This window comes from Xanthomonas rydalmerensis (assembly GCF_033170385.1).
Lineage (GTDB): Bacteria > Pseudomonadota > Gammaproteobacteria > Xanthomonadales > Xanthomonadaceae > Xanthomonas_A > Xanthomonas_A rydalmerensis.
In genome coordinates this window covers 1,019,975-1,044,096 of the sequence record NZ_CP126170.1, presented here as the reverse complement: position 1 = coordinate 1,044,096, position 24,122 = coordinate 1,019,975, and the positions used below count along the sequence as shown (strand labels likewise).

General features: G+C 68.6%; 26 protein-coding genes and 2 pseudogenes. 14 read left to right on the top strand and 14 right to left on the bottom strand.

Features of this window, described 5'->3' with window-relative positions:
• Positions 1–97: 97 nt before the first annotated feature.
• On the bottom strand, positions 98–934 hold the full coding sequence (locus tag QN245_RS04420; RefSeq protein ID WP_425612913.1) for a GH12 family glycosyl hydrolase domain-containing protein: 837 nt from the start codon (positions 932–934) through the stop codon (positions 98–100).
• A gap of 314 nt (positions 935–1,248) precedes the next feature.
• Here QN245_RS04420 and QN245_RS04415 point away from each other — a divergent pair, with 314 nt between their 5' ends.
• The 3 genes from QN245_RS04415 to QN245_RS04405 all read left to right on the top strand — a co-directional run bounded on the left by QN245_RS04415 (position 1,249) and on the right by QN245_RS04405 (position 3,288).
• Positions 1,249–1,878 (top strand): 2-hydroxychromene-2-carboxylate isomerase, encoded by a 630-nt coding sequence (locus QN245_RS04415; RefSeq protein WP_317844661.1) that lies wholly within the window; start codon positions 1,249–1,251, stop codon positions 1,876–1,878.
• A 47-nt stretch (positions 1,879–1,925) separates the two neighbouring features.
• Positions 1,926–2,867, top strand: coding sequence for a DegV family protein (locus QN245_RS04410; protein WP_317844660.1), 942 nt, complete (start codon positions 1,926–1,928; stop codon positions 2,865–2,867).
• A gap of 82 nt (positions 2,868–2,949) precedes the next feature.
• Positions 2,950–3,288 carry a hypothetical protein gene (locus tag QN245_RS04405; protein ID WP_160966881.1) on the top strand — a complete coding sequence of 113 codons (339 nt, stop codon included), beginning with the start codon at positions 2,950–2,952 and terminating at the stop codon, positions 3,286–3,288.
• Between the two features lie 51 nt (positions 3,289–3,339).
• Here the strand turns inward: QN245_RS04405 and QN245_RS04400 are convergent, their stop codons facing one another.
• Positions 3,340–4,251, bottom strand: a complete 912-nt coding sequence (locus QN245_RS04400) for a DMT family transporter (protein WP_160966879.1) — start codon at positions 4,249–4,251, stop codon at positions 3,340–3,342.
• Positions 4,248–5,039: a PhzF family phenazine biosynthesis protein gene (locus QN245_RS04395; protein ID WP_317844659.1), complete on the bottom strand. Its 792-nt coding sequence runs from the start codon at positions 5,037–5,039 to the stop codon at positions 4,248–4,250. Before QN245_RS04395 ends, QN245_RS04400 begins: the two co-directional genes overlap by 4 nt.
• 106 nt (positions 5,040–5,145) lie before the next feature.
• Between QN245_RS04395 and QN245_RS04390 the strand changes: the two genes are divergently transcribed.
• Entirely contained in the window at positions 5,146–6,555 is a 1,410-nt protein-coding gene (locus QN245_RS04390; RefSeq protein WP_317844658.1) for an aminotransferase-like domain-containing protein, read from the top strand.
• Positions 6,556–6,787: 232 nt separating this feature from the next.
• On the opposite strand, the gene QN245_RS04385 is transcribed toward QN245_RS04390, so the two are convergent.
• From QN245_RS04385 to QN245_RS04365, 5 genes are all read right to left on the bottom strand, one after another.
• On the bottom strand, positions 6,788–6,916 hold the full coding sequence (locus QN245_RS04385) for a hypothetical protein (RefSeq protein WP_260303487.1): 129 nt from the start codon (positions 6,914–6,916) through the stop codon (positions 6,788–6,790).
• Positions 6,917–7,252: 336 nt separating this feature from the next.
• On the bottom strand, positions 7,253–8,083 hold the full coding sequence (gene fghA / locus QN245_RS04380; protein WP_184447144.1) for an S-formylglutathione hydrolase: 831 nt from the start codon (positions 8,081–8,083) through the stop codon (positions 7,253–7,255).
• Positions 8,084–8,176: 93 nt separating this feature from the next.
• Positions 8,177–8,749, bottom strand: a complete 573-nt coding sequence (gene gfa / locus QN245_RS04375) for an S-(hydroxymethyl)glutathione synthase (RefSeq protein WP_160966871.1) — start codon at positions 8,747–8,749, stop codon at positions 8,177–8,179.
• Positions 8,750–8,820: 71 nt separating this feature from the next.
• Positions 8,821–9,930, bottom strand: coding sequence for an S-(hydroxymethyl)glutathione dehydrogenase/class III alcohol dehydrogenase (locus QN245_RS04370; RefSeq protein ID WP_048490914.1), 1,110 nt, complete (start codon positions 9,928–9,930; stop codon positions 8,821–8,823).
• 40 nt (positions 9,931–9,970) lie between these two features.
• The gene (locus tag QN245_RS04365; protein WP_048490915.1) at positions 9,971–10,246 is read right to left on the bottom strand and encodes a metal/formaldehyde-sensitive transcriptional repressor; all 276 of its coding nucleotides are present in this window, start codon (positions 10,244–10,246) and stop codon (positions 9,971–9,973) included.
• A gap of 325 nt (positions 10,247–10,571) precedes the next feature.
• Between QN245_RS04365 and QN245_RS04360 the strand changes: the two genes are divergently transcribed.
• From QN245_RS04360 to QN245_RS21490, 3 genes and pseudogenes are all read left to right on the top strand, one after another.
• Entirely contained in the window at positions 10,572–11,282 is a 711-nt protein-coding gene (locus QN245_RS04360; RefSeq protein ID WP_153750682.1) for a response regulator, read from the top strand.
• Positions 11,279–11,606: pseudogene (locus tag QN245_RS21495) on the top strand (two-component sensor histidine kinase); the annotation flags it as partial. The gene QN245_RS04360 and the pseudogene QN245_RS21495, both read left to right, overlap by 4 nt.
• A 230-nt stretch (positions 11,607–11,836) precedes the next feature.
• Positions 11,837–12,796, top strand: a pseudogene (locus tag QN245_RS21490) (ATP-binding protein); the annotation flags it as partial.
• Positions 12,797–12,833: 37 nt separating this feature from the next.
• Here QN245_RS21490 and QN245_RS04350 read toward each other — a convergent pair.
• The 4 genes from QN245_RS04350 to QN245_RS04335 all read right to left on the bottom strand — a co-directional run bounded on the left by QN245_RS04350 (position 12,834) and on the right by QN245_RS04335 (position 14,732).
• Complete coding sequence (locus QN245_RS04350; protein ID WP_184447146.1) at positions 12,834–13,217, bottom strand: YbjQ family protein; 384 nt, start codon at positions 13,215–13,217, stop codon at positions 12,834–12,836.
• A gap of 74 nt (positions 13,218–13,291) precedes the next feature.
• Positions 13,292–13,663: a hypothetical protein gene (locus QN245_RS04345; RefSeq protein ID WP_317844657.1), complete on the bottom strand. Its 372-nt coding sequence runs from the start codon at positions 13,661–13,663 to the stop codon at positions 13,292–13,294.
• Between the two features lie 100 nt (positions 13,664–13,763).
• Positions 13,764–14,093, bottom strand: a complete 330-nt coding sequence (locus QN245_RS04340; protein ID WP_317844656.1) for a hypothetical protein — start codon at positions 14,091–14,093, stop codon at positions 13,764–13,766.
• A 57-nt stretch (positions 14,094–14,150) separates the two neighbouring features.
• On the bottom strand, positions 14,151–14,732 hold the full coding sequence (locus QN245_RS04335) for a hypothetical protein (protein ID WP_317844655.1): 582 nt from the start codon (positions 14,730–14,732) through the stop codon (positions 14,151–14,153).
• A gap of 575 nt (positions 14,733–15,307) precedes the next feature.
• Here QN245_RS04335 and QN245_RS04330 point away from each other — a divergent pair.
• Both QN245_RS04330 and QN245_RS04325 read left to right on the top strand, forming a co-directional pair.
• A complete protein-coding gene (locus QN245_RS04330; protein WP_317844654.1) occupies positions 15,308–15,736 on the top strand; it encodes a hypothetical protein in 429 nt (142 codons plus the stop codon).
• Positions 15,733–16,113, top strand: a complete 381-nt coding sequence (locus QN245_RS04325; protein ID WP_317844653.1) for a hypothetical protein — start codon at positions 15,733–15,735, stop codon at positions 16,111–16,113. Before QN245_RS04330 ends, QN245_RS04325 begins: the two co-directional genes overlap by 4 nt.
• Positions 16,114–16,356: 243 nt before the next feature.
• Here QN245_RS04325 and QN245_RS04320 read toward each other — a convergent pair whose 3' ends face one another.
• A complete protein-coding gene (locus QN245_RS04320) occupies positions 16,357–17,721 on the bottom strand; it encodes a glutamate--cysteine ligase (protein WP_317844652.1) in 1,365 nt (454 codons plus the stop codon).
• A 221-nt stretch (positions 17,722–17,942) separates the two neighbouring features.
• On the opposite strand from QN245_RS04320, the gene QN245_RS04315 reads away from it, so the two are divergent.
• The 4 genes from QN245_RS04315 to QN245_RS04300 all read left to right on the top strand — a co-directional run bounded on the left by QN245_RS04315 (position 17,943) and on the right by QN245_RS04300 (position 21,575).
• On the top strand, positions 17,943–18,638 hold the full coding sequence (locus QN245_RS04315; RefSeq protein ID WP_317844651.1) for a VIT1/CCC1 transporter family protein: 696 nt from the start codon (positions 17,943–17,945) through the stop codon (positions 18,636–18,638).
• A gap of 248 nt (positions 18,639–18,886) precedes the next feature.
• Positions 18,887–19,345: a VOC family protein gene (locus QN245_RS04310; RefSeq protein WP_184447150.1), complete on the top strand. Its 459-nt coding sequence runs from the start codon at positions 18,887–18,889 to the stop codon at positions 19,343–19,345.
• Positions 19,346–19,644: 299 nt separating this feature from the next.
• Entirely contained in the window at positions 19,645–20,475 is an 831-nt protein-coding gene (locus QN245_RS04305; protein WP_317844650.1) for a helix-turn-helix transcriptional regulator, read from the top strand.
• 107 nt (positions 20,476–20,582) lie between these two features.
• Positions 20,583–21,575, top strand: a complete 993-nt coding sequence (locus QN245_RS04300; protein ID WP_317844649.1) for an MBL fold metallo-hydrolase — start codon at positions 20,583–20,585, stop codon at positions 21,573–21,575.
• Positions 21,576–22,482: 907 nt separating this feature from the next.
• Here QN245_RS04300 and yihA read toward each other — a convergent pair.
• A complete protein-coding gene (gene yihA, locus QN245_RS04295) occupies positions 22,483–23,106 on the bottom strand; it encodes a ribosome biogenesis GTP-binding protein YihA/YsxC (RefSeq protein WP_317844648.1) in 624 nt (207 codons plus the stop codon).
• Positions 23,107–23,235: 129 nt separating this feature from the next.
• Between yihA and QN245_RS04290 the strand changes: the two genes are divergently transcribed.
• The gene (locus QN245_RS04290; RefSeq protein ID WP_160966848.1) at positions 23,236–24,057 is read left to right on the top strand and encodes a c-type cytochrome; all 822 of its coding nucleotides are present in this window, start codon (positions 23,236–23,238) and stop codon (positions 24,055–24,057) included.
• The last annotated feature ends 65 nt before the right edge of the window (positions 24,058–24,122 follow it).

The window sequence follows — 24,122 nt, the reverse complement described above, 5'->3', positions numbered from 1 at the left end:
CGCGAAAAACGCACGCGCGACGCACCGACCGCGACAGGCCGCGACCAACCGATGCGCGGATCGATGCGTCGGTCGCGCGAGCGCCGACGCCGTGCGCTCAGTTGGCGCCGATGTTGGCCTGGATCCAGGCCCAGCCGTTGCCGCGCACCACCTCGAAGCCGGCCTCGACCACGTGCAGGTACATCGCGTTGCTGAAGCGCCCGTCCTTCGCGCGGTTGGTGTGCAGCCAGTTGAGGAACGGCTTGATGTCGATGTTGAGATTGCCGTTGCTCGGCAGGGTCGGCTGGCCGGCGGTGTTGTGCGGAATGAAGGTGTAGACGTAGTAGCCGGCGGCGCTGTTCATGCCTTCCCACAGATCGAAGGTGTAGCCGCCGGCGCTGATGACGTTGCTGGCGGTGAGCGTGCCGATCGGATACGAGTTGTGGCCGCCCCAGATCATCACTTCGGCCTGCGGGATCGCGCTGGAGGAGACCGTGCTGTCCCAGCGGAAGAACAGGTCGTAGGCGAAGTCGCCGGCCAGGTTGCTGCCGCCGGACGAGTACGCGAAGGTCGCCGGCAAGGAGCGCAGGGCCGAGACCTGGCGCGGGAAGGTGCGGTCGGAGGTGGGATTGAAGCCGTAGTGCGAGCCGCGCAGGATCGCCGGATAGCCGTACAGGCTGGCGTTGGGGAAATTGAAGGTCACGGTCATGCTCGGCGTGCTGCCGCTGTGGAAGGTGCCCTGGATGACGTTGTTGGGATCGTTGAAGTTGTTCACCCAGGCGTACTGGTTGCCGTAGACCTGGTAGGGCCCGGCCAGCGCCATCGGCGCAGCGGCGAACAGGGCCGCGGCGAGCAGCGCGCGCACGGACCGCATGCGGCCGCGCAGTGACGGTGCAACGGTGGCGGGAAGGCGCGGCGAAGCGGTGGCGGCGCAAACGGGAGCGGAAGCGTGCATGGCGGTCTCTCCTGAGCGTGCAGGGGCAGCGAAGGTGCTGCCGCGGCGGACGCTAGCAAGGCACGCGCGCCACGAGCTATGACAAGACCCGCGCGCGCCATGCGCCAGCGCAATAGCGCTACCGCGATCCAGGCCGCGGGCGTGGGGCGCTTCACAGGTATCTCGTGCCGGCGAGATTTTCGGCAGGGCATCGTCTACGCAGCGCTGTCGTCGCGACGCCGAAGCGGCACCAGCATTCCGCACTGCACCATGCGCAGCGAGTCGCAGTGGGCACGACGTCGCGATAAGCTGTTGGGTCCTTGCGGAGAAGCACGATGACGTTGCGCTGGTACTTCGATTTCATCTCGCCGTTTTCCTATCTGCACTGGCAGCAGGTGAAAACGCTTCCGGAGTTCGACCGGATCCAGCCGGTGCCGATCGTGTTCGGCGCGGTGCTGGCCCAGTTGCAGGCGCGCGGGCCGGCCGAGGTGCCGCACAAGCGCGAGTTCACCTATCGCTTCGTGCAGTGGCAGGCGCAGCAGCAGGGCGTGCCGCTGCGCTTTCCGCCGGCGCATCCGTTCAATCCGCTGACCGCGCTGCGCCTGTGCATCGCTGCCGGGACCACGCCGCAAGCCATCGACGCGATCTTCGACTGGCTGTGGCGCGATGGCCACGCCGGCGACGACGCCACGGCGCTGGCGCCGGTCGGCCAGGCGCTGGGCATCGCCGACGTGGCCGCGGCCACCGCCGAGGCTCAGGTCAAGGCGCAACTGCGCGCCAACACCGAGCAGGCGCTGGCGGCCGGCGTATTCGGCGTGCCGACCCTGCAGATCGACGACACCCTGCTGTGGGGCAACGACGCACACGCGCTGATGCGCGCGGTGCTGGCCGACCCGCAGTTGCTGCAGCGCGGCGAGATGGCGCGCCTGGGCGTCCTGCCGGCCGCGGTGCAGCGCAGCGCCTGAGCCGTCTCCATGTTCATCGACATTTTCCCCTCCCGGAGATCCAGCGGATGCGCATCGGCATCGTCGTAGATTCCGCCTGCGATCTGCCGCAGGACTACATCGCCCGACACGACCTGGTGGTCCTGCCGATCAGCGTGCGCCTCGGCGGCACCGTGCTCGCCGATCGCCGCGACGAAGTAGCGACGCTGGAGTTCCTGCATGCGCAGGTCAGCGCGCACGGCGCCGAGGCCGAGACCGTGCCGTACAGCGTGGCGCAGATCCGCGAGCTGTTCCTGGGCCGGCTGGTCATCGACTACGACCACGTGTTCTGCCTGACCATCGCCAAGACCCGCAGCCCGATCCACGACCACGCGCAGCAGGCCGGCTTTGCCATCCTCAACGACTACAAGCCGATCCGCCAGGCCGCCGGCCACGCCTCGCCGTTCGCGCTGCGGGTGATCGACACCCAGAACCTGTTCGCCGCACAGGCGGTGGTGGCGGTCGAGGCGGTGCGGTTGCGTGCCGATGGCGCGGGCATGCAGGCCATCCGCGAGCGGCTGGAGACGCTGGCCGAACACACCCATGGCTACATGATCGCGCGCGACCTGTATTACCTGCGCAGCCGCGCGCGCAGCAAGGGCGACCGCAGCGTCGGCCTGCTCAGCGCCGCGCTCGGCTCGGCCCTGGACATCAAGCCAGTGCTGCACTGCCACCGTGGCGAGACCGCGCCGGTGGCCAAGCTCAAGGGCTTCGACCACGCCGTGCAGACGCTGTTCGGCCTGGCCGCCAAACGCGTGGCGGCCGGGCTGATGACGCCCACGCTGTGCCTGAGCTATGGCGGCGAACTGGCAGAACTGCACGCCCTGCCCGGCTACGCGGCACTGCGCCAGGCCTGCGATACCCACGGCGTGGAGCTGCTGGAAAGCGTGATGAGCCTGACCGGCATGGTCAACGTCGGCAAGGGCGCGCTGGTGCTGGGCTTCGCCGGCGAGGCACTGCGCTTCGGCTGATCCGCGCGCCGGCCACGTCGACGGCGGGGCGCCGCCGGCTCTGCTAGGCTGCGCCGCTTCGTACCGCCCACAAGAGATGCCCATGGCCGTCACCTACTCGATCAGCCTGCCCGATCCCGCCCGTGCCCGCGGCAGCCAGCCGTCGCTGAGCTTCACCGCGCACGGCGCCGACGCCTTCGCCGAACAGTTGCAGGCCGCCCTGAGCGACCCGGCCTGGTTCGAGCGCTGGCGCGCGATGCAGCCGGAGCCGGACGAGGTGGATCCGGCCCTGGGCGTGACCGATCCGGCGGCACGGGTCAGCGGCCGCCAGGATGATCTGCGCATCGACCTGTCCGCCACCACCAGCATCCCCGGCGACATCCTCAAGCAGCGCCTGCGTCTGCTCGCCGGCAGCGGCTGGGAACTGCGCGACGTGCGCTGAGCCGAACGGCACGGCCGCCGCGCTGCGGTGGCCGAGGCGAGCGCCGCGCCGCTAGGGTGCGGCGACCGCGCGGCGCGGCCAGGACCAGCGCAGATTGACCGCCAGCGTCCCCAGCACGATCAGCGCCAGGCCGAGCCACTGCACCGGCACCAGCCGGTGGCCGTACAGCAGGTAGTCGAGCAACAACGTCACCAACGGGTAGACGAAGGCCACCACCGCGATCGCCGCCACGTGCAGGTGCCGGTAGGCGCTGTAGAACAGCACGTACACCACGCCGCTGTGGATCACGCCCAGGCCGACCAGCCAGAACCAATGCCGCCCGGGATGCAGCGCGGCGCTGCTGGAGAAGCCGGCGAGCATCGCCGCACCGACCCAGCACTGCACCGTCACCACCGCCAGCGGCCGCTCGCGGCTGATCCGCCGCGACATCAGCAACGACGCGCCGCACAGCAGCGCGCCGAGCAGGGTCAACGCGATGCCGACCAGGTAGCCGCGGTCGGCGCTGGACCACAGCCGCAGTGGATCGGCCGAACAGGCCACGCCGACGAAGGCCAGCAGCGTCCAGCCCAGGTCCGAGCGCCGGCTGCGCTCGCCCTGCAACAGCGCCGCCAGGATCAGCATGACGAACGGAAACACGTGGTAGACCATGGTCGCCACGCCGATCGACGAGCGCGCCATGCCGGCGAACAGCGCCACCCAGTTGAGCACCAGCAGCACGCCGCTGAGCGCAGCGTCGCGCAGCAACGCGCGCTCGCGCCACAGCCCGCGCAACTGTCCGCCGAGCAGGCCGCACACGGTCAGGAACAGCGCCCCGAACAGGCAGCGGTAGAACACCGCGGTCACGGGATCCTGGCCGCTCTCGTGCACGAACACGCCGACCGAGCCGATCAGCACCTCGGCCAGCAGCAACTGCCACAGCGCGCGCCGTGCCGCGCCCGCAGGCGCTGCCTGCACCGCGCTCACAGCGCAATGGTCCCGTGCAGGTACTGCACGGCCGCGCCGCGCACCTGCACGTGGTCCGGCAGTACCCGGCAATCCAGTTCGCCGCCGCGCGCCGAGGCCTGCCACGCGCGCAGGTCCTGCTTGCCCAGGCGCTGCGCCCACAGCGGCGCCAGCGCGGCGTGGATCGAGCCGGTCACCGGATCCTCGACGCCGCCGTTGGCCGGCCAGAAATAGCGCGATACGAAATCGTGGAAGCGGCCGGGCGCGGTGACCGCGACATCGCGCGGCGCCAGCGCCAGCATCCGCGCCAGGTCCGGCACCACCGCACGCACCTGGGCTTCGTCCGCGTACACGGCGATGTAGGCCTGGGCGTTGCGGTACGCCGCCTGCGGCGCGATCGACAGCGCCTGCGCGAGTTCCTGCGGCACCGTCGCCAATGCGGTCGGCGCCTGGTTCGGGAAGCGCAGGACGAAACGCCCGTCGGCCTCGCGGTCCACCGCCAACTCGCCGACCGCCGCGGCGCGGAACCGCAAGGGCAGCGGTGCCAGGCCCTGGGTGGCGACGACGAAGGCGCTGGCCAGGGTGGCATGGCCACAGAACGCCACTTCGCGCAGCGGCGAGAACCAGCGGATCGCGAACGCGCCGTCGGCCTCGCGCACGAAGAACGCGGTCTCCGACAGATTGTTCTCGCTGGCGATGGCCTGCATCAGCGCATCCGGCAGCCAGGCCTGCAGCGGCACCACCGCGGCCGGGTTGCCGCGGAACCGCACCGTGGTGAACGCATCGACGATGAACAGCGGCAGCTGCACGCGCGGCCTCGCGGGATCGGAAAGGAGGCGGCCAGTGTGCGCCCGGCTGGGCGACCAGCACAGAGTCAGATACGCTGCAAATCGACCGATACAGATGAGGCCGCGCATGCGCCTGTACGAAGCCCTCGCCAGCCAGTTGCGCGACCAGATCGCGCAAGGCACGCTGCGCGCCGGCGAGCGCCTGCCGTCGATCCGGCAACTGGCCGCCGGCCACGGCATCAGCGCCGCCACCGCGGTGCAGGCCTGCCTGCAGCTGGAACGCGAAGGCCGGGTGCAGGCGCGGCCGCGCTCGGGCTATTTCGTGCGCGCCGCGGCGACGCCGGTGCCGACCGGCGCCGGCCCGTCGCGACGACGCGCCCCGGGCACAGTCGCCAATCCCGCGCTGCAAGGTGTGCTGGACATGCTCGCGCGTTCGGACCTGGTGCCGCTGCACACGGCCACGCCGACGGCGGCGCTGCTGCCCGGCGCGCACCTGGCCAGCGCACTGGCGCGGCAACTGCGCCGCCAGCGCAGCGCCGCGCTCGACTACGCACCACCGCAGGGCCACGCCGCGCTGCGCCGGCAGATCGCGCAGCGCTACGCGCACTGCGCCACCGCCGTGGCGGCCGACGAGGTGGTGGTGACCGCCGGCGCGATGGAGGCGATCAGCCTGGCGCTGCGCACCCTCACCGCGCCCGGCGACGTGGTGCTGGTCGAGACCCCGACCTACCACGGCATCCTGCAAGCGGTGGCGGCGCTACGCCTGAAAGTGCTGGAGGTGCCCAACCGGCCCGGCCAGGGCATCGACGCCACGCGCCTGGACGCGCTGCTGCAGCGCACGCCGGCGCGCGCCGCGGTGCTGGTGCCGAACTTCAACAATCCGCTCGGCAGCCTCACGCCCGACAACGCCAAGCGCAGCCTGCTCGACAGTTGCGCACGCCACGGCACGGTGGTGATCGAGGACGACATCTACGGCGAACTCGACTGGTCGGGACAGCGCCCACGGCCGCTGCGCCATTTCGACACGCACGGCAACGTGATCACCTGCGGCGCCTTCTCCAAGGTGCTGGCGCCCGGCCTGCGCGTGGGCTGGCTGCTCGGCGGCGCCTGGACCGACGCGTTGGTGCGTGCCAAATACTTCTCCACCATCGGCGGCGCCAGCCTGCCGCAACTGGCCCTGGCCGACTACCTAGAGCGGCACGACCTGGAACGCCACCTGCGCAAGCTGCGCCGCACCCTGGCCGACAACGGCCAGCGCCTGCGCGAGGCAGTGCTGCGGCACTGGCCCGCCGGCACCCGCATCGGCGACCCGGCCGGCGGCCTGTCGCTGTGGCTGCAATTGGCCGACGCCGGCAGTGGCCAGGTGCTGTTCGAGGCCGCCCTGGCCGAGGGCATCGGCACCTCGCCCGGGCATCTGTTCTCCAGCCGCGGCGACTACGCCGACCACCTGCGGCTGAGCTGCGGCCAGCCGTGGAGCGAGACCCTGGAACACGCGATGCGGCGGCTGGGCGCGCTGGCTGCGCGGCTGTCGCGCTGAACTCGGCGTCCAGCGCTGCGCCGCATTCCACACGCTAGGCACGCGCTGCCAGCGCTTGCCTCCCAATCGACTGCAAGGCGTCCTGCCCCGCCTCCGAGCGAGGCGATGCATCCGAATCCATGCACGAGCGCCGGCCGGTCGCGGCGATCGCCCGCGCAGTGGGACACGACCGTGGTGACGTCATCCGACGCAACGGCGCAACGCGATCGACGGCAGTCAGGAGCGGCTTGCGCTATGGCGTCGCCGCGCCGATCGCCAACGCCACGCAGGCACCAAACAGCGTGCAGGCAAGCATCGCCACCGCGCTGAGCGGGCTGCGCCAGCGCTGCCAGGGGAGCAGCAAGATGCGACGGCAAGACATGGCGCGGCTCCGATCCAGGGACGTGGCGAGGGCGAACCCTGCGCAATCTAGCCAGCGCCCGTCTCAGCAGGCGCGAACGCGGTCGCACAACCGCGTGAAGGGCGATTCGCGCCCCCTGTTTGTTTACGAGACCGGCCACGCGGCGCCTGTCGTGGTCACCGGCCTGTCATCTGCGCGCCCGGCAAGGGGCCGGCGGCGCTGCTCGCGTGCCGTCGCGCCGGCACCGGGCAGCACGGCCAGAGGCGACGGCGCGGAAGGCCGGTGCGTCCCCGGCAGCCCCGCGCGCGGCACCCTGCCCGGCGGTCCGCGTCGTGCGCGCCCGCCGGCGGAGCGCGCTCAGCCCTGCAGCGCGCGTGCGTGGAAGGCGATGTGCTCGCCGATGAAGCTGCCGATGAAGTAGTAGCTGTGGTCGTAGCCGGGCTGCACGCGCAGGGTCACCGGATAACCCGCTGCCTCGGCGGCGGCCTGCAGCAGCTGCGGACGCAACTGCTTCTCGAGGAACTCGTCGCCGCCGCCCTGGTCGATCAGCAGCGGCAGGCGCTCGCTGGCGCTGCCGATCAGCACGCTGGCGTCGTACGCCTGCCATTGCGCGCGGTCCTCGCCCAGGTAGGCGGTGAACGCCTTCTCGCCCCACGGCACCTGGGTCGGCGCCACGATCGGCGAGAACGCCGACACGCTGCGGTAGCGGCCGGGATTCTTCAGCGCGATGACCAACGCGCCGTGACCGCCCATCGAATGCCCGCTGATCGCGCGGCGGCCGTTGTGCGGAAACTGCGCTTCGATCAACGCCGGCAGTTCCTGCACCACGTAGTCGTACATGCGGTAGTGCGCAGCCCACGGCGCCTGTGTGGCGTTGACGTAGAAGCCGGCACCCTTGCCCAGGTCGTAGCCCTCGGCATCGGCGACCTGCTCGCCACGCGGACTCGTGTCGGGCGCCACCAGGATCACCCCGTGCTCGGCCGCGTAGCGCTGCGCGCCGGCCTTGGTGATGAAGTTCTGCTCGGTGCAGGTGAGGCCGCTGAGCCAGTACAGCACCGGCAGCGTGGCGTGCTCGGCCTGCGGCGGCAGGTACACGGCCACCTGCATGGGGCAGCCGAGCACGGCCGAGTCGTGGCGATAGACGTCCTGCCAGCCGCCGCAGCAGGCATGGTGTTCGATGCGTTCCATGGACAGTTCCGTAGAGAGAGCGCCTGCGGCCGCGACCGGCCGCAGGCGGGGATGCCGCGACGCGCCGAACGGCGACGCGCGCGGCAGCGGGCTTCAGTGCAGCACGCCGTTCTTGCGCGCCACGTGGGTGGAGATCGCGTCCATCAGCGGCGGCGACAGGCAGTCGTACGGTTCCAGCTGCAGTTCGCGCAGGCGCTTGCGTACCCCGTCCATCGCCTCCGGAGGCGTGCCGCTCTCGATGATCGACGACACGAACGCGGCGAAGCCCGGTGCCGACCAGCCCTGCTGCGGCGACAGTTCGGTATGCACGAAATCCAGGCCGTAGAACGGATGCTCGGTGTTCTCGATGCGTCCGTACATGTGCACGCCACAGCCGGTGCAGGCGTGACGACGGATCGTCGCGCTCTCGTCCACCACCTTCAGCTTCTCCGGATGCGCGGTGACCTTGACCTTGTCGCGTGCCACCACCGCCACCACCGAGAAGGTCGCGCCCTTCGGCTTCCAGCACTTGGTACAGCCGCAGGCATGGTTGTGCGCGGTCTGCGCACCCACGTCCACCACCACCTTGTCGCTGGCGCAGTGGCATTCCAGGGTGCCGCCCTGGAACTGCTCCGCGCCGGCACGCACGCCGGCATCCACCGACGGATGAATCGTCACAGTACTCATCTTTCCCCCTCCCGGGTTCGTTGCGTCGCTGCAATGCGCGGAAACGGCCGCGCGCCGGACTGACCTTCGGGTCAGAAGTGGATGACGGTACGGATCGACTTGCCCTCGTGCATCAGGTGGAAGGCTTCGTTGATCTCGTCCAGCGGCAGGGTGTGGGTGATGAACGGATCGAGGTCGATCTCGCCGTGCATCGCCTGCTCCACCATGCCGGGCAGCTGGGTGCGGCCCTTGACCCCGCCGAACGCGCTACCGCGCCAGACGCGGCCGGTGACCAGTTGGAACGGACGCGTGCTGATTTCCTGGCCGGCGCCGGCCACGCCGATGATGACGCTCTCGCCCCAGCCCTTGTGGCAGCACTCCAGCGCCGAACGCATCACGTGCACGTTGCCGATGCACTCGAAACTGAAGTCCACGCCGCCGTCGGTCAGCTCGACGATGACCTCCTGGATCGGCTTGCTGTAATCCTTCGGGTTGATGCAGTCGGTGGCGCCCATGCTGCGCGCCAGCTCGAACTTGCCCGGATTGGTGTCGATGGCCAGGATGCGCCCGGCCTTGGCCTGCACCGCGCCCTGGATCACCGCCAGGCCGATGCCGCCCAGGCCGAACACCGCGACGCTGTCGCCTTCCTTCACCTTCGCCGTGTTGTGCACCGCGCCGATGCCGGTGGTGACGCCGCAGCCGAGCAGGCAGACCTTCTCCAGCGGCGCTTCGGGATTGACCACGGCCAGCGAGATCTCCGGCACCACCGTGTACTCGCTGAAGGTGCTGCAGCCCATGTAGTGGTAGATCGGCTGGCCGTTGTAGGAGAAGCGCGTGGTGCCGTCGGGCATCAGGCCCTTGCCCTGGGTGGCCCGCACCGCCTGGCACAGGTTGGTCTTGCCGGACAGGCAGAACTTGCACTTGCGGCATTCGGCCGTGTACAGCGGGATCACGTGGTCGCCGACCTTGACGCTGGTCACGCCCTCGCCCACCGCTTCGACGATGCCGCCGCCCTCGTGGCCGAGCACCGCCGGGAAGATGCCTTCCGGGTCGTCGCCGGACAGCGTGAACGCGTCGGTATGGCATACGCCGGTGTGGGTGATGCGCACCAGCACCTCGCCCTGGCGCGGCGGCTCGACATCGATCTCCACGATCTGCAGCGGCTGGCCGGCTTCGAAGGCAACGGCGGCTCGGGATTTCATGCGATTTCTCCTGGCTGAGGAAATGGGTGTGGGGTATGGATCACTTGAGATAGGAGCGGACCAGCATGCCCATCTCGCGCACGCGCGCGGCGCGCTGCGCGTCGGAGCTGGCGGGCTGGCCGAATTCTTCGCGAACGTGGGCTTCCATCACCTCGGACATGAGGCCGTTGACCGCACCGCGGATGGCGGCGATCTGCTGCAACACCGCCGCGCACTCGGCGCCGCCCTCGAGCGCGCGCTCCAGCGCTTCGGTCTGGCCGCGCAGGCGGCGGATGCGGGCAAGGACGCGCTTCTTCTCGTGCGGGGTATGCGGCATGCGACGGGGAACCCGGGAACTATACTGGGGGATAGTATTCCCGCAGCCGGCAAAAGGGAACGCCCGGGCCGCCCCGCAGCCCGTCGGCGCGTCCCCGGCCGCCGCCGGAGACCCCGCCAGCGCGGGTGCCGGCGCATGGCAACGCATGTCGGCACAGGACACGAACCGGCCATGTTCGCGCCCCTGGCGCTGCCTATGATGGTCACGCGTTCAAGCGCGGCCCCCGGCTCCGGCGGCCACGTCCCTGTCCGCCCCAGTTCCAGGCAGCCGCGGCCACGTCTAGACTGGGCGACTCCCCGTGTGGCCGCCCCTCAAGATCGTGGACATGAAATCCTTCATTCTGGTCGTCGACGACGATCCGGATCTGCGCCGACTCATCAGCGAGTTCCTGAGCGACCACGGATATCAGGTGGACACCGCCGAGACCGTGGCGGAAATGCGCCTACGGATGGCCGAGCGCCAGCCGGACCTGGTGATCCTGGACGTGATGATGCCCGGCGAGGACGGCCTCAGCGCCGCCCGCCAGCTCGCCAGCGAGCGCGGCGCGCCGGCGGTGATCATGCTCAGCGCGCTGGGCAGCGACACCGACCGCATCATCGGCCTGGAAGTGGGCGCCGACGACTACCTGGCCAAGCCGTGCAACCCGCGCGAGCTGCTGGCGCGGGTGCGCGCCCTGCTGCGACGCAGCCAGGCGGCGACGCTGCCGCCGGAAGCGCGCGGCAATGTCTACGAGTTCGCCGGCTGGCGGCTGGACGTGATCCGCCGCGACCTGCGCGACCCCACCGGCATCTTCATCAACCTTTCCGACGGCGAGTTCGCGCTGCTGCGCACCTTCGTCGAGCACCCGCAGCGCGTGCTCAGCCGCGACCAGTTGCTCGACTACGCGCGCGGCCGCGACACCGAGGTCTACGACCGCGCCATCGACAGCCAGATCAGCCGCCTGCGCCGCAAGATCAACGAACGCGTGCAGACCGAACTGATCCGCACCGTGCGCAACGAGGGCTACATGCTGCTGCCGAGCGTCGCCCGCCTGTGAGCGGGGCCACGCGCGCCCGCCGCGGCGTGCCGATCTTCGCCCGCGCCTTCCTGCTGCTGGTGGTGGCGCTGCTCACCGCGCAGCTGATCGGCATCGCCCTGGTGCTGCGCACGCCGGTCTACGAGATGCCAGTGCATCCGCCGGAAGTGATCGCCCTGCTCAGCACGCGCATGCCGGCCGGCACCCAGACCCTCAAGGTGCAGGACACGGCGCATGCGCCGCTGCCGGCGCGCGACCAGGTGCGCGACCGCAACGTCGAACGGCTGATGGCGCACTGGCTGGAAGTGGCGCCGGACCAGGTGCGCTTCTACCGCAACAGCGACGGCCGCCTGGAACGCCTGCGCCTGCGCCTGGGCGAACGCCCACCGCCGCCGCCGCATGCCGTCACCGCTGCCGACGACGCCCCCGCACCCGCGCCCGCCGCGATGGCACCGCCAGCCACCGCGCAGCAACCGCCACCGCTGGAGCCGCCGCACGCGCCGGGCGAGGCGCCGCGCAATGGCGCCTTTGGCGCGACCATGCGCGCGGTGGGCTGGCGCGAGCGCGGCTTCGCCCCGGCGGTGCCGCTGCTGGACGGCTTCACCGCAGCGCTGCGCCAGCCCGACGGGCACTGGCGCAGCGTGATGTCGCCGCCGCGGCGGTTCTCCAACGAATTCAAGACCCAGGTGGTGATGCTGTTCCTGGTCGGCATGCTGGCGATGCTGCCGCTGGCCTGGTGGTTCTCGCGGGCGCTGTCGGCACCGATCCGGCGTTTCGCCGAGGCGGCCGACCAGCTCGGCCGCAATCCCGACGCGCAACCACTGCGCCGTAGCGGTCCCAGCGAGATCGTGCAGGCGGCCGATTCGTTCAACGCCATGCAGGCGCGTCTGAACCGGCTGATCAACGAGCGCACGCACATGGTCGCGGCGATCGCCCACGACCTGCGCACGCCATTGGCGCGGCTGGCGTTCCGCCTGGAGACCCTGCAGCCACCGTTGCGCGAGAAGACCATGGCCGACATCGACGAGATGAAGGCGATGATCTCCGCAGCGCTGGACTTCATCCACAACGACAGCCGCCGCGGCACCCGCTCGCCGCTGGATTTCCGCCTGCTGGTGGAAAGCGTGGTCGACGACGCCAGCGACACCGGCGCCGACGTGGTGCTGCTGCTCGGCGAGGCCATCACCCTCGACGGCGACCCGCTGTCGCTGCGGCGCATGGTGATGAACCTGGTGGAGAACGCGCTGAAGTACGGCAAACGCGCGCGCCTGCAGTTGCGTCGCGAGGCCGGCGAGTGCGTGCTGTGGATCGACGACGACGGCCCCGGGATCGATCCCGCGCAGCGCGAGAAGCTGTTCCTGCCGTTCTTCCGCGGCGAGAACTCGCGCAACCGCGATACCGGCGGCATCGGCCTGGGCCTGTCGGTGGCGCACAGCATCGTGCTGGCGCATGGCGGCCAGATCGCCCTGGACAACCGCCCCGAGGGCGGCCTGCGGGTCAGCGTGCGGCTGCCGTGCCAGGCGGTCGGCGGCTGAGCCGGGCGCGCCGCCGTACCGCCTCATGCCGATCGGCTCAGCGCTGGTTCGGCTCGACCACCACCGCCGTGCCGTAACACAACACCTCGGTCAGGCCGGCCATCAACTCGGTGGCGTCGTAGCGCACTGCGACGATGGCATTGCCGCCCATCTGCCGTGCGTGCTGCAGCATGTCCCGGTAGGTCTCCAGGCGTGCCTGCTCGCACAGCTGGGTATAGATGGTGATATTGCCGCCGAAGATGGTCTGCAGCCCGCCCAGGAAATTGCCGACGATGGAGCGCGAGCGCACGGTGATGCCGCGCACGATGCCCAGATTGCGCACGATCCGGTAACCGGGAAGCTCCAGCGCGGTGGTCACCATCGCATCGTTCAGCGGCAAGGCCGCCGCACGCGGCGGCGAGGAATTGTACGGATCGGTCATCGATGCCCCCTGGTGGCGTGGCCCGTGGCTCCGCGGACCGCAGACCCGGTGCGCGCGCACCGAGGCCGGCAGTGTTAGCACCGCAGGAAGAACCACGCAATCGCCAGGACCAGGCCGCCACTCCATAGCAGCAACATCGCCACCACGCCGGCAAGGACGATCGCCGCGCGCCGCCACCGGCGCAGCCCGCGCGAGCGCCGTACCGCCCACACGCACAGCCAGCCGCCCAGCACCACGCCGCTGACGATCACGGCCCAGCCGAGCAGATCGATGAGCGGATCCTTGGAACCGAACTCGGTGGGGCATTGGCTCGTCGCATGCGCGGATGTCATGCAGCCGAGCGACGCGGCCAGAACGCAAACCAGACCGACACGATGGCGCCGAGAACCGCTGCGCGCCGCAAGGCAGGTGGCAAGGCGAGTGCGAACGATACGAAATGCGCGCATTGCAAAGCGACTCGACGAGCGAAAGGGCATCACGCATATCTGGTCGTGAAGTCTCTGACCGAACGTAGAAGACAACACCCTCATGCAGCGGACACGGTCATCACGGCACATGCTCGTAGCGCCCCGTGCGCCGCCAATCGGGCAACACATGTCGATACCAATAGAGCATTTTCGACCAGTTTGAAGTCTCTAACGCCAGCAGTGCACCCCACGCGCCACTGCGTTCGCCCACGTAGCGATCCTTCCAATGCAGGATCGGAATGATGAACAGCCAGAGCAGGAGCGGCACCACCAACAGCCCTCCGACAGCGACAATCACCTCGCGCTCCGCGCTCCAGCCAGCAACGATGAGCACGCTTCCCAGTGCAGCGGCGCCCGCGAATCGCTTGAGCCATCGCCATTTCGATTCGAACCAATCCGCACGCACCATGGAGTCCCCCTTCCCGGTCTGAAGCACCGTTGACTGCAAAACCCGAAAAACTGCAGATCAACGCGTCGGTGGCGCGCCGCTGCTGCCCATCGTCGGCAATGAACGCCGAAACTCGGCAGCGACAGGTCGTGAAAGCAAGCGCGCGATGATCCAGCCATGCAGGGCGACGAAAGCCGCAGCAAAGACCACGCCGATCGCCGACATGGCCCACAGCATCGGCTGCATGTCCGGCGCGCCGTGCATCTGCGCAACAGCGAGTTGCTTCTGCATGAAGGCGATCATCTGCACCTGCACGACCGCGCCGCCCAGGTTCCATGCGATCACCAGCAACATGGCCGCGATGAAACACCACCGCGCCCAATTCAGCCGCCGCAGAAGCCCGACCGAACTCGCCAGGGTCCACACTGAAAACAGCGCAGTTCCAAGAAACAACCAACGAAAGTTGGAAAAAATGAAAGCAATCGTCGGCGGCATCCCTGGCGGCAGCATCTGCACCGCATCGGCAAACTTCACGTGATCGAACATGACGAACACAACGAAGACCTGCATGGTGCCGACCACCGTGCCGAAACCCGAGAGTGCGATGAAGATCCAGGCCAGGATCGTGACAAAGCTGGATCGCGGCGGCGCTTGGTGCATGACGTCCCCCTGAAGACGAATGCGGCATTGTCGCCTGCATCATGGCCGCCGTCATCACCATTCAGGCGCGCCAATGGAGGGCGCGAGGCCGCAAACCAGGCAAGCCGATGCGAGGCACTATCGACGCTGCGCCATCCGCATGCGCCGGAGCAATAAATCGCTTTTTCGAACGAACCTATGCCGAGAGCGAGGAAAGCATTCCAATGCAATGAACATCGTCGCACCTGGCGTAACCCACGCTTGAGCAGGGCGCATTAGTAACCGAACAGACACGAGAAGCAGAAAATTCAGAAGCGTTATTTTACCAAGCGGGATGTCGTGTTCGCGATGTCTTCGGGAGTGCAATGCGCCATCTGTTCCCTTCCCAAGTTGTCCATCCATAGAAAGGAAACATCGGAGGCACCTGAAAGCGGCCGGCATCCACGTTAGGATGCATTGGAACGTACTCACTCACACTCTCTTGCCTACTGCACTTCGGGTGACTACCCAATATCCGCAAAGCTTTCACATGACGAAAAAATAAGATATCTTGAGATTGGCCGACTACAAATTTACTGACTCGCACGGAATGCGCCATGACAGATCCAATGCCTGAATTACCCGAAGAAACGGGCGCAAAACCAGCCGAAACATCAGTTACAAAAGAGGACAAGCGCGCATGGGCGGGGATCGCGCGCGACCTAACGTCAGAAGAGCTAGCCAGTCCTGGAGCACAAAAATTGTTATTGGATGACTTGGAGCGTCTTTATAGGGAAAATTCATTAATAGCATCGCTTCGCGATTCGCTGCACGCAGAGAAGCTAGAGAACTGCCGCCTCAATGCCAACCTTGGAACAAAAAAATCCATAGAAATCATGTCCATGGCGATGTCAAACGTCGGGGCATTACTCGTCGGATTTGGACCATTCGCCTGGGACTCCATAAAACTCGTTACCTTTGTCTGCGTTTTACTTGGCATTGGATTAGTTGTCGCCGGCTTCATGACACAGAAGATCCCCAAATGAACAACCTAAAATTTGCATCATTTGCCGATGCAGGTAATATTGAAAAGGAAAGACTCGTCCTAAATGCCATCACCGACCTTAAGGTTGGCGAGTATGCCATTTTTTCATCTAAATCCGGCCCTACTGGAGGCGCCACCTCAGGCAAGAAGTCGGCGTACTGGTTTCCTGACAAGGATTTAAAGAAGGGCGATGTTGTAGTACTGTACACCAAACAAGGGCGCGCCTCGGAAAAATTATTGGATGGCGACCGTACAGCACACTTTTTCTACTGGGGAAATAAAGAGACCCTATGGAGTTCGGAATCAATTGGCGCCGTGGTAGTAAAGGTCGAAAATTGGAATTTCTATCGCCCCCCCTTAGCTCCATTAGCCGAATGAAATTTGGCGCAATGTCAAAATATTTAGCCAATCATGAAACATCAAAAACCTTCATGGAATTCAAAAACCGCCCAAAATCAACAAAAATTTTAGCGGAAAATTCAATTCACAGGTTAGGACAATAAGGCACACAGCAAAATTGACTCAACCCCTTATTGCACGCATCGGCAATTATAATATTGAGCCGAAATCAATTATTCGCTCACACCAAAAAATCCACTCGGAGCAACTTAACAACCACGCTTAATACGCGAACTCGCGGAACACGTGGTCGATGTCGCCCTGCCACGCGCCGTGGTACAGCGCCAGCTTGCGCTCGGCCGCGGTCTCGCCGGCGTGCAGGATCTCCACCAGCGGTTCGAGGAAGCGCGATTCGTCCTGGCCGTCGCGGTTCAACCGCGCGCGGCGGCGCAGGCCGTCTAGGGCGATCTTCACCGCCTCGGCGGCGAGGTCCTGCACGGTACCGTTGCGGAACGGCAGCTTCAGCGCCTGCTTCGGCACGCCGTCGCGCAGCGCGTGGCGTTCGACCAGGCTGAAATCCTTGACCAGGTCCCAGGCCGCGTCCAATGCGGCATCGTCGTACAGCAGGCCGACCCAGAACGCCGACAGCGCACACAACCGGCCCCACGGACCGGCGTCGGCACCGCGCATTTCCAGGTACTTCTTCAAGCGCACTTCCGGGAACGCGGTGGTCATGTGGTCGGACCAGTCGCGCAGCGTCGGCAGCGCACCCGGCAAGGCCGGCAACCTGCCCTGCATGAAATCGCGGAAACTCTGCCCGCTGGCGTCGACGTAGGTGCCGTCGCGGTAGGAGAAGTACATCGGCACATCGAGCAGGTAGTCGACGTAGCGCTCGTAGCCGAAGCCGTCCTCGAACACGAAGTCGAGCATGCCGGTGCGGTCGGCGTCGGTGTCGGTCCAGATGTGCGAGCGGTAGCTGAGGTAGCCGTTGGGCTTGCCCTCGGCGAACGGCGAGTCGGCGAACAGCGCGGTGGCGATCGGCTGCAAGGCAAGCGACACGCGGAACTTCTTGATCATGTCCGCTTCGCTGGCGTAATCCAGGTTGACCTGTACCGTGCAGGTGCGGGTCATCATGTCCAGGCCGAGCGAACCGACCTTGGGCATGTAATTCTTCATGATCTGGTAGCGGCCCTTGGGCATCCACGGCATCTCGTCGCGGCGCCACTTCGGCTGGAAACCCATGCCGAGGAAGCCCAGGCCCAGCTCGTCGGCGACCTGCTTGACCTCGTTGAGGTGGCTGCCCACTTCCACGCAGGTGTCGTGGATGGTCGGCAGCGGCGCGCCGGACAGTTCCAGTTGCCCGGCCGGCTCCAGCGTCACCGAAGCGCCGTCGCGCAGCAGGGCGATGGTATGCCCGGCTTCGCGTACCGGCTCCCAGCCGAAACGGGTCAGGCCGAGCAGCAGCGCCTCGATGCCGCGCTCGCCCTCGAAGGTCGGCGGCCGCAGGTCGTCCAGGCGGAAGCCGAACTTCTCGTGCTCGGTGCCGATGCGCCACTGCGCTTCGGGCTTCTCTCCGGAGGCGAGCACCTGGACCAGTTCGGCCCGGTCGGTGATCGGCGTCTCGGCAACGTAGCTGGGGCTCGACAAGGGCAGGACTCGCACGGCGGGTGAGGCGATGTGGGGACCATGTCCCGCCATCGCAAGGCCCGCACTATAGCGTGACGGGGGCGAGGCCCGTATCGCTACCGGCGGCACTGCAGCATTCCACGGTCGCGCCGCTGGCGGCGTCGAGAGTGAGACGCAGCAAGCGCTCGCGGCACTGACTCGGCTAGGCTGCGGTCTCCTTCCGCTCCGCTGCAGGCAGCGCCATGCGCCAGACCCACGCCGAACGCCATCGCACCGACCGCGCCGGCTGGTTGCGCGCGGCCGTGCTCGGCGCCAACGACGGCATCCTCTCCGTGGCCGGCCTGGTGGTCGGCGTCGCCAGCAGCGGCGCGTCGGCGGCCACGGTATTGACCACCGGCATCGCCGGCCTGGTCGCCGGTGCGATGTCGATGGCCGCCGGCGAATACGTGTCGGTGCAATCCCAGGCCGACACCGAACGCGCCGACCTGGCGCTGGAGCGTCGCGAACTGCACGAGGATCCGCAGAGCGAGCTGGACGAACTCACCGCGATCTATCGCCAGCGCGGGCTCGATCCCGTGCTGGCCCGCCAGGTCGCCGAACAGTTGACCGCACACGATGCGCTGGGCGCGCACGCGCGCGACGAACTCGGCATCACCGAGAGCCTGCGCGCGCGTCCACTGCAGGCGGCGGCCGCGTCGGCGGCGGCGTTCTGCACTGGTGCGGCGCTACCGATCGTGGCCGCATGGCTGGCGCCGGACGGCCGGCAACTGTGGGTGACCGGCGCGGCGACCCTGGTCGGCCTGTCGTTGACCGGCGCGCTGGCCGCGCGCGCCGGCGGCGCCCCGGGCCTGCGCGGCGCGCTGCGCGTGGTGTTCTGGGGCGCGGCGGCGATGCTCGCCAGCGGCGCGATCGGCCATGTATTCGGCGTGCATGTCTGAGCGGGCGCGGCGCACGCCACGGTCGCATCGCGGCATGGCCGACACCCGATCTCCCGGAGGCTCGCGATCGGCAGGCTGGGCGCCTGACTGACGGCGCCAGGAGAGCGCTGGCCACCCCGACATTGCCGGTGCCTGCGCCTCGAAACCCCGAGGTGGCAGCGACAGGAGCGTCCAGTCCAGCGAGGCGCCATGGGTAGAACACAAGGCCACGACGCGCCTATCCTTCGAACAGAACGGGAAGCAGAGTGATGAATATCAAGACCGATACCGTCGTCGTCGACCACGCCGGATTCTCCGTTTCCTCATTGGAGGAGGCGATCAAGTTCTGGACCGAGGCCATGGGCTTCGAACTTGTTCGCACGGGCGAAATGGGCGGCGATTTCCTGCAGCAGGTGACGGGTGTCGAGGATCCGCGTTGCCGCATGGCACTGGTGGTCTCGCCCGCCGGGTTTCCCATCGAACTTCTCGAGTACTCGACAGCCAGCACGTTGGGCAAGGCACCCGAGAGCGCTGGCGCGATCGGCGCGACCCATCTGGCCGTCACCGTGGCGGATATCGACTTGGTTGTCGCCAGGATCCAGGCGCAGGGCTGGCACCTGAAAGGATCTCCCCGGCCGATCGAGGCCGGGCCACGCGCGGGAACCGTCGTTGCCTACGTCAGCGGGCCCGATGGGATCACCATCGAGGTCATGCAACCTCCCGCGTAGGTCTCATCCGGCGTGGTGCAAGCCGCCGCGGCTCTTTCGATCGCCGATGGCGAGCGCGTGTCGTGGGCGGTGAGGCGAGGTGCGTTGGCGGTCCGCAGCGCGTCACCGCGTTGTACCCGTTGCCCGGGCAGCGAGCCTGGGGCCACAGCGCACGCCTTGTCTCCCTGGCGCCGCCTCCGGTCCGCGTGGCGGGTGACGGTCCACGGCGCGGCGGCAATGCTGGCCGACGATGCGATCGGCCGGATGCTGGCGTGCAGGTCCGAGTCCGCGCGCAACGCGCTGCGGTAGCATCGGCAGCCATGGCCGACACCACCTCCCCCGACGCCCTGCTGCTGGCGCGCCTGGCCAGCCTGGCCGACTGCGCGCAGGCCGAAGGCTACGCCTGCATCAGCGCGCGCCGCGAACACGGCGCGCGCTCGGTGGAGATCCCGCGGCCGCAGCTGGCGATCCTGTTGCAGGGACGCAAGCAGGTGCGCACCGCGACACAGACGCTGGCCTTCGTGCCGGGCGATCTGTTCCTGGTGACGCGGCGCTGCCGCATCGATGTGGTCAACATCCCGGATCCGCACAGCGGCGTGTATCTCAGCGTGCTGGTGCCGCTGTGCGAGGAAGCGCTGAGCGCCGCGCGCGTGCTGTGGAACGAACCGCTGCCCGCCGCCGGCGCGGAGCTGGCGCGCCTGCGCGCCGAGGACGTCGGCGGCACCCTGCTGCAATGGCGACAGGCGCTGCAGGACGGCCGTTACACCGAGGCGCGGCTGGCGCTGGCGGCGCTGGTGGTGGCGCTGTGCCGGCGCGGCCATGGCGGCCTGCTGCTGCCGCCGGCGCCGAGCGTGGCCGCGCAGGTGCGCGACCTGGTCGCCGCGCAGCCGCAACGCGCCTGGCGTTCGCGCGACATCGAAGACAGCCTGGGCCTCAGCGGCGCGACCCTGCGCCGGCACCTGGCCAGCGAAGGCACCTCGTTGCGCGAACTGCTCGCCGATACGCGCCTGGCGCATGCGATGCAGTTGCTCTACACCACGCGCTGGCCGTTGAAGACGGTCGCCGCGCACGCCGGCTACCGCTCGGTGCGCAGCTTCAGCCAACGCTTCCAGCAACGCTACGGCCTGGACCCGGCCAGCATCGGCAACTGAGCCGCGTCGGCATTGAGCGCCGCGCGCAGCGGAATGAGCGAATCGCGCAGCGGCGCAGGGGCAGCATGCCGGTACCGCGGCGCCTGCCGCTCTGCCAGGAAGTCCCCATGTCCGTGTTCCCCTTGCGCGCGCTGTGCGCGCTGGCGCTGAGCGCCAGCGCGGCGCTGACGCTGCCGTCCCCCGCCCATGCCGCCGCACCGGAGGCGACCGCTGCGCAGGTGCCCGGCGTCTATCGCCAGGCGATCGGCCGATTGCGCGTGACCGCCCTGTTCGACGGCACCGTGGCGCTGCCGCGCGCGCAACTGGCGAACATTCCCCCGGAGGCGATCGCGCGCCTGCTCGACCACCGCTATGTACCGGAGAACGACAAGGGCCTGCAGACCGCGGTCAACGCCTATCTGATCCAGGACGGCACGCACCTGACCCTGGTCGACACCGGCACCGCCACCTGCTTCGGCCCCGGGCTCGGCCAGGTGCTGGCCAACCTGCGCGCGGCCGGCTACGTGCCCGAGCAGGTCGACGACGTACTGCTCACCCACGCCCATCCCGACCACCTGTGCGGCCTGCTCGACGCGCACGGCCAGCCCGCCTACCCCAAGGCGACGGTGTGGCTGAGCGCCGCCGACGCCGCGTACTGGCTGGACCCGGCCAGCGAGGCCGGTGCGCCGCAGGCACTGCGCTTCGCCTTCCCGCTGGCGCGTGCGGCGGTGGCGCCGTACCAGGCCACGCAGCGGCTACGCCGTTTCCGCCCCGGCGACGCGCTGCCTGGCGGCGCGGTCGCGCTGGATACCCACGGGCACACGCCCGGGCACGTGTCGTACCGCTTCGATGGCGGCGATGGGCAACAGTTGCTGGTGTGGGGCGATCTGGTGCACTACCACGCGGTGCAGTTCGCGCAGCCGCAGGCATCGTATGAGGCAGACAGCGACCGCGATGCGGCGATCGCCGCGCGCAAGCGCATGCTGGCGCAGGCCGCGGACCACGGCTGGTGGGTGGCCGGTGCGCACCTGCCGTTCCCGGGGCTGGGCCACGTGCGCCGCGCGGACACCGCCTTCGCCTGGGTGCCTGCGGAGTTCTCGCCATTGCCGGCGACGCCTTGAGACCGGTCTTCTCCCGTTGGAAGAAAAGAGCCGCTAGCCCCTCTCCCCTCGGGAGAGGGGTTGGGGTGAGGGTACGTCGCGAAGCGTCTCGCAGAGTCCAAGCACGCGAGGCTACGCCCGAACCCTCATCCGCCCCTTCGGGGCACCTTCCCCCAAAAAGGGGGCCATGGTCCCGATGGGAGAAGGGAACGGCTGCTAGCCCCTCTCCCCTCGGGAGAGGGGTCGGGGTGAGGGTACGGCGCGAAGCGTCTCGCAGAGTTCAAGCACGCGAGGCTGCGCCCGTACCCTCATCCGCCCCTTCGGGGCACCTTCCCCCAAAAAGGGGGCCATGGTCCCGATGGGAGAAGGAACGGCCGCTAGCCCCTCTCCCCTCGGGAGAGGGGTTGGGGTGAGGGTACGGCGCGAAGCGTCTCGCAGAGTCCAAGCACGCGAGGCTGCGCCCGGACCCTCATCCGCCCCTTCGGGGCACCTTCTCCCGATGGGAGAAGGAAACGGCCGCTAGCCCCTCTCCCCCGGGAGAGGGGTTGGGGTGAGGGTACGGCGCGAAGCGTCTCGCAGAGTCCAAGCACACGAGGCTGCGCCCGAACCCTCATCCGCCCCTTCGGGGCACCTTCTCCCGATGGGAGAAGGAACGGCCGCTAGCCCCTCTCCCCTCGGGAGAGGGGTTGGGGTGAGGGTACGGCGCAAAGCGTCTCGCAGAGTCCAAGCACGCGAGGCTGCGCCCGGACCCTCATCCGCCCCTTCGGGGCACCTTCCCCCAAAAAGGGGGCCATGGTCCCGATGGGAGAAGGAAACGGCCGTAGCCCCTCTCCCACCGGGAGAGGGGTTGGGGTGAGGGTACGTCGCAAAGCGTCTCGCGGCGTTCGTGCGCACGAGGCCTCGCCCATACCCACGCCCGCCGCCGCGCTCACTCCGCGGCGGGCGGTTCGACGTCAAGCCCCAGCCAGCCGCCGATGATGCCGCGCGCCTCGTCCACGCCCTGGCGGGTCTCGCCGGAGAAGGTCTGCACGCTGACCGTGTCGCCGAACGCGCTGGCCAGCTCCTTGCGCACCTGCTGCAGCGCCTGCGCCTGCTGGCCGCGGCCGAGCTTGTCGGCCTTGGTCAGCAGCGCATGCGCCGGCAGGCCGCGCTGCACCGCGTACCCGAGCATCTGCCGGTCGTAGTCCTTGAGCGGATGGCGGATGTCCATCACCACCACCAGCCCGCGCAGGGCCTCGCGGGTGCGGAAATAGGTGTCGATGAACTTCTGCCAGTGCGCCTGCAGTTCCAGCGGCACCTTGGCGTAGCCGTAGCCGGGCAGGTCGACCAGGCAGCGCTCGGGCTGCACCTCGAAGAACACCAGTTGCTGGGTGCGGCCGGGCGTCTTGGAGACGCGGGCCAGGGCGTTCTGCCGGGTCAGCGCGTTCAGCGCGCTGGACTTGCCGGCGTTGGAGCGGCCGGCGAACGCCACCTCCCAGCCGCCGTCCTCCGGCAACTGGCGGGCGTTGTGGGCGGAAAGGAGATAGTGGGCACGTTCGAGGATCAGCGACATCCCGCTAGGATCGCACGTCCGCGGCCCCTGGCGGGCTTCGTTGACCGCCGGGCCGCGGCATGCCGATAATCGCGCGAGTGCGGTCGCCGTCCGGCAGCCGCGGGGTCGGGTCATACGGAGCTTCAGCTAATGCGCCACGCTCGCGTTCTTGCCTTTGCCGGTCTAGCGGTTTCCGTCGCCGCCGCGGTCGCGTTCGCGCAGACCTCGGTGGTTCCCATTCCCGACCACGCCCCGGTGCGCACCACGCCGCTGGAGGGCGACATCGGCAAGGCCGCATGGGGCGACCCCAAGGCCGGCCAGGCCAAGGCCGCGGCCTGCGCCGCCTGCCATGGCGCCGACGGCAATCCCGCCATCGCCATGTATCCGCGCATCGCCGGCCAGGTGGAGCGCTACAGCGCGCGGCAGATGGCGCTGATCGCCCACGGCGAGCGCACCAGCGGCGCGGTCGCGGCGATGGTGCCGTTCGTGCAGCCGCTGAGCGCGCAGGACATGCGCGACATCGGCGCCTACTTCGCCACGCAGAAAGCCGGTGCCGGCATCGCCGACGACGCGGTGATCGCCGACGGCCCATACGCGGGCATGAAGTTCTACGAGGTCGGCCAGCAGTTGTATCGCGGCGGCGACGCGACCCGCGGCATCCCCGCCTGCATGGCCTGCCACGGCCCCGCCGGCGCCGGCAACCCGGGTCCGGCCTATCCGCACCTGGGCGGCCAGCACGCCGACTACGTGGCGCGGCGCCTGCAGGAATACCAGGCCGGCACCACCCAGGAGCGCGACCCGACGATGTTCAAGATCATGGCGCAGGTGGCCAAGCCGCTGACCGACCAGGAGATCAAGGCGCTGGGCAGCTATCTGCAGGGCCTGCACGACCGCGCCGACGACGCGGCCGCCGCGCAGGCGGCGCCGGCCACGGCAACGCCACAACAGCCGGCGCCCGCGCAACAATCCTGACCGTGCGCCGCTGCGGCGGCGCCGGCCCGTTTCCCCTTCGCGCCGGTCCAGACGACCGGCGTTCG

Excerpts from the sequence above, each read along its gene's own strand:
- QN245_RS04420 (WP_425612913.1), bottom strand. The coding sequence starts at position 934 with ATGCACGCTTCCGCTCCCGTTTGCGCCGCCACCGCTTCGCCGCGCCTT.
- QN245_RS04415 (WP_317844661.1), top strand. The coding sequence starts at position 1,249 with ATGACGTTGCGCTGGTACTTCGATTTCATCTCGCCGTTTTCCTATCTG.
- QN245_RS04410 (WP_317844660.1), top strand. The coding sequence starts at position 1,926 with ATGCGCATCGGCATCGTCGTAGATTCCGCCTGCGATCTGCCGCAGGAC.
- QN245_RS04405 (WP_160966881.1), top strand. The coding sequence starts at position 2,950 with ATGGCCGTCACCTACTCGATCAGCCTGCCCGATCCCGCCCGTGCCCGC.
- QN245_RS04390 (WP_317844658.1), top strand. The coding sequence starts at position 5,146 with ATGCGCCTGTACGAAGCCCTCGCCAGCCAGTTGCGCGACCAGATCGCG.
- QN245_RS04385 (WP_260303487.1), bottom strand. The coding sequence starts at position 6,916 with ATGTCTTGCCGTCGCATCTTGCTGCTCCCCTGGCAGCGCTGGCGCAGC.
- fghA (WP_184447144.1), bottom strand. The coding sequence starts at position 8,083 with ATGGAACGCATCGAACACCATGCCTGCTGCGGCGGCTGGCAGGACGTC.
- gfa (WP_160966871.1), bottom strand. The coding sequence starts at position 8,749 with ATGAGTACTGTGACGATTCATCCGTCGGTGGATGCCGGCGTGCGTGCC.
- QN245_RS04370 (WP_048490914.1), bottom strand. The coding sequence starts at position 9,930 with ATGAAATCCCGAGCCGCCGTTGCCTTCGAAGCCGGCCAGCCGCTGCAG.
- QN245_RS04365 (WP_048490915.1), bottom strand. The coding sequence starts at position 10,246 with ATGCCGCATACCCCGCACGAGAAGAAGCGCGTCCTTGCCCGCATCCGC.
- QN245_RS04360 (WP_153750682.1), top strand. The coding sequence starts at position 10,572 with ATGAAATCCTTCATTCTGGTCGTCGACGACGATCCGGATCTGCGCCGA.
- QN245_RS04350 (WP_184447146.1), bottom strand. The coding sequence starts at position 13,217 with ATGACCGATCCGTACAATTCCTCGCCGCCGCGTGCGGCGGCCTTGCCG.
- QN245_RS04345 (WP_317844657.1), bottom strand. The coding sequence starts at position 13,663 with ATGCGCGCATTTCGTATCGTTCGCACTCGCCTTGCCACCTGCCTTGCG.
- QN245_RS04340 (WP_317844656.1), bottom strand. The coding sequence starts at position 14,093 with ATGGTGCGTGCGGATTGGTTCGAATCGAAATGGCGATGGCTCAAGCGA.
- QN245_RS04335 (WP_317844655.1), bottom strand. The coding sequence starts at position 14,732 with ATGCACCAAGCGCCGCCGCGATCCAGCTTTGTCACGATCCTGGCCTGG.
- QN245_RS04330 (WP_317844654.1), top strand. The coding sequence starts at position 15,308 with ATGACAGATCCAATGCCTGAATTACCCGAAGAAACGGGCGCAAAACCA.
- QN245_RS04325 (WP_317844653.1), top strand. The coding sequence starts at position 15,733 with ATGAACAACCTAAAATTTGCATCATTTGCCGATGCAGGTAATATTGAA.
- QN245_RS04315 (WP_317844651.1), top strand. The coding sequence starts at position 17,943 with ATGCGCCAGACCCACGCCGAACGCCATCGCACCGACCGCGCCGGCTGG.
- QN245_RS04310 (WP_184447150.1), top strand. The coding sequence starts at position 18,887 with ATGAATATCAAGACCGATACCGTCGTCGTCGACCACGCCGGATTCTCC.
- QN245_RS04305 (WP_317844650.1), top strand. The coding sequence starts at position 19,645 with ATGGCCGACACCACCTCCCCCGACGCCCTGCTGCTGGCGCGCCTGGCC.
- QN245_RS04300 (WP_317844649.1), top strand. The coding sequence starts at position 20,583 with ATGTCCGTGTTCCCCTTGCGCGCGCTGTGCGCGCTGGCGCTGAGCGCC.
- yihA (WP_317844648.1), bottom strand. The coding sequence starts at position 23,106 with ATGTCGCTGATCCTCGAACGTGCCCACTATCTCCTTTCCGCCCACAAC.
- QN245_RS04290 (WP_160966848.1), top strand. The coding sequence starts at position 23,236 with ATGCGCCACGCTCGCGTTCTTGCCTTTGCCGGTCTAGCGGTTTCCGTC.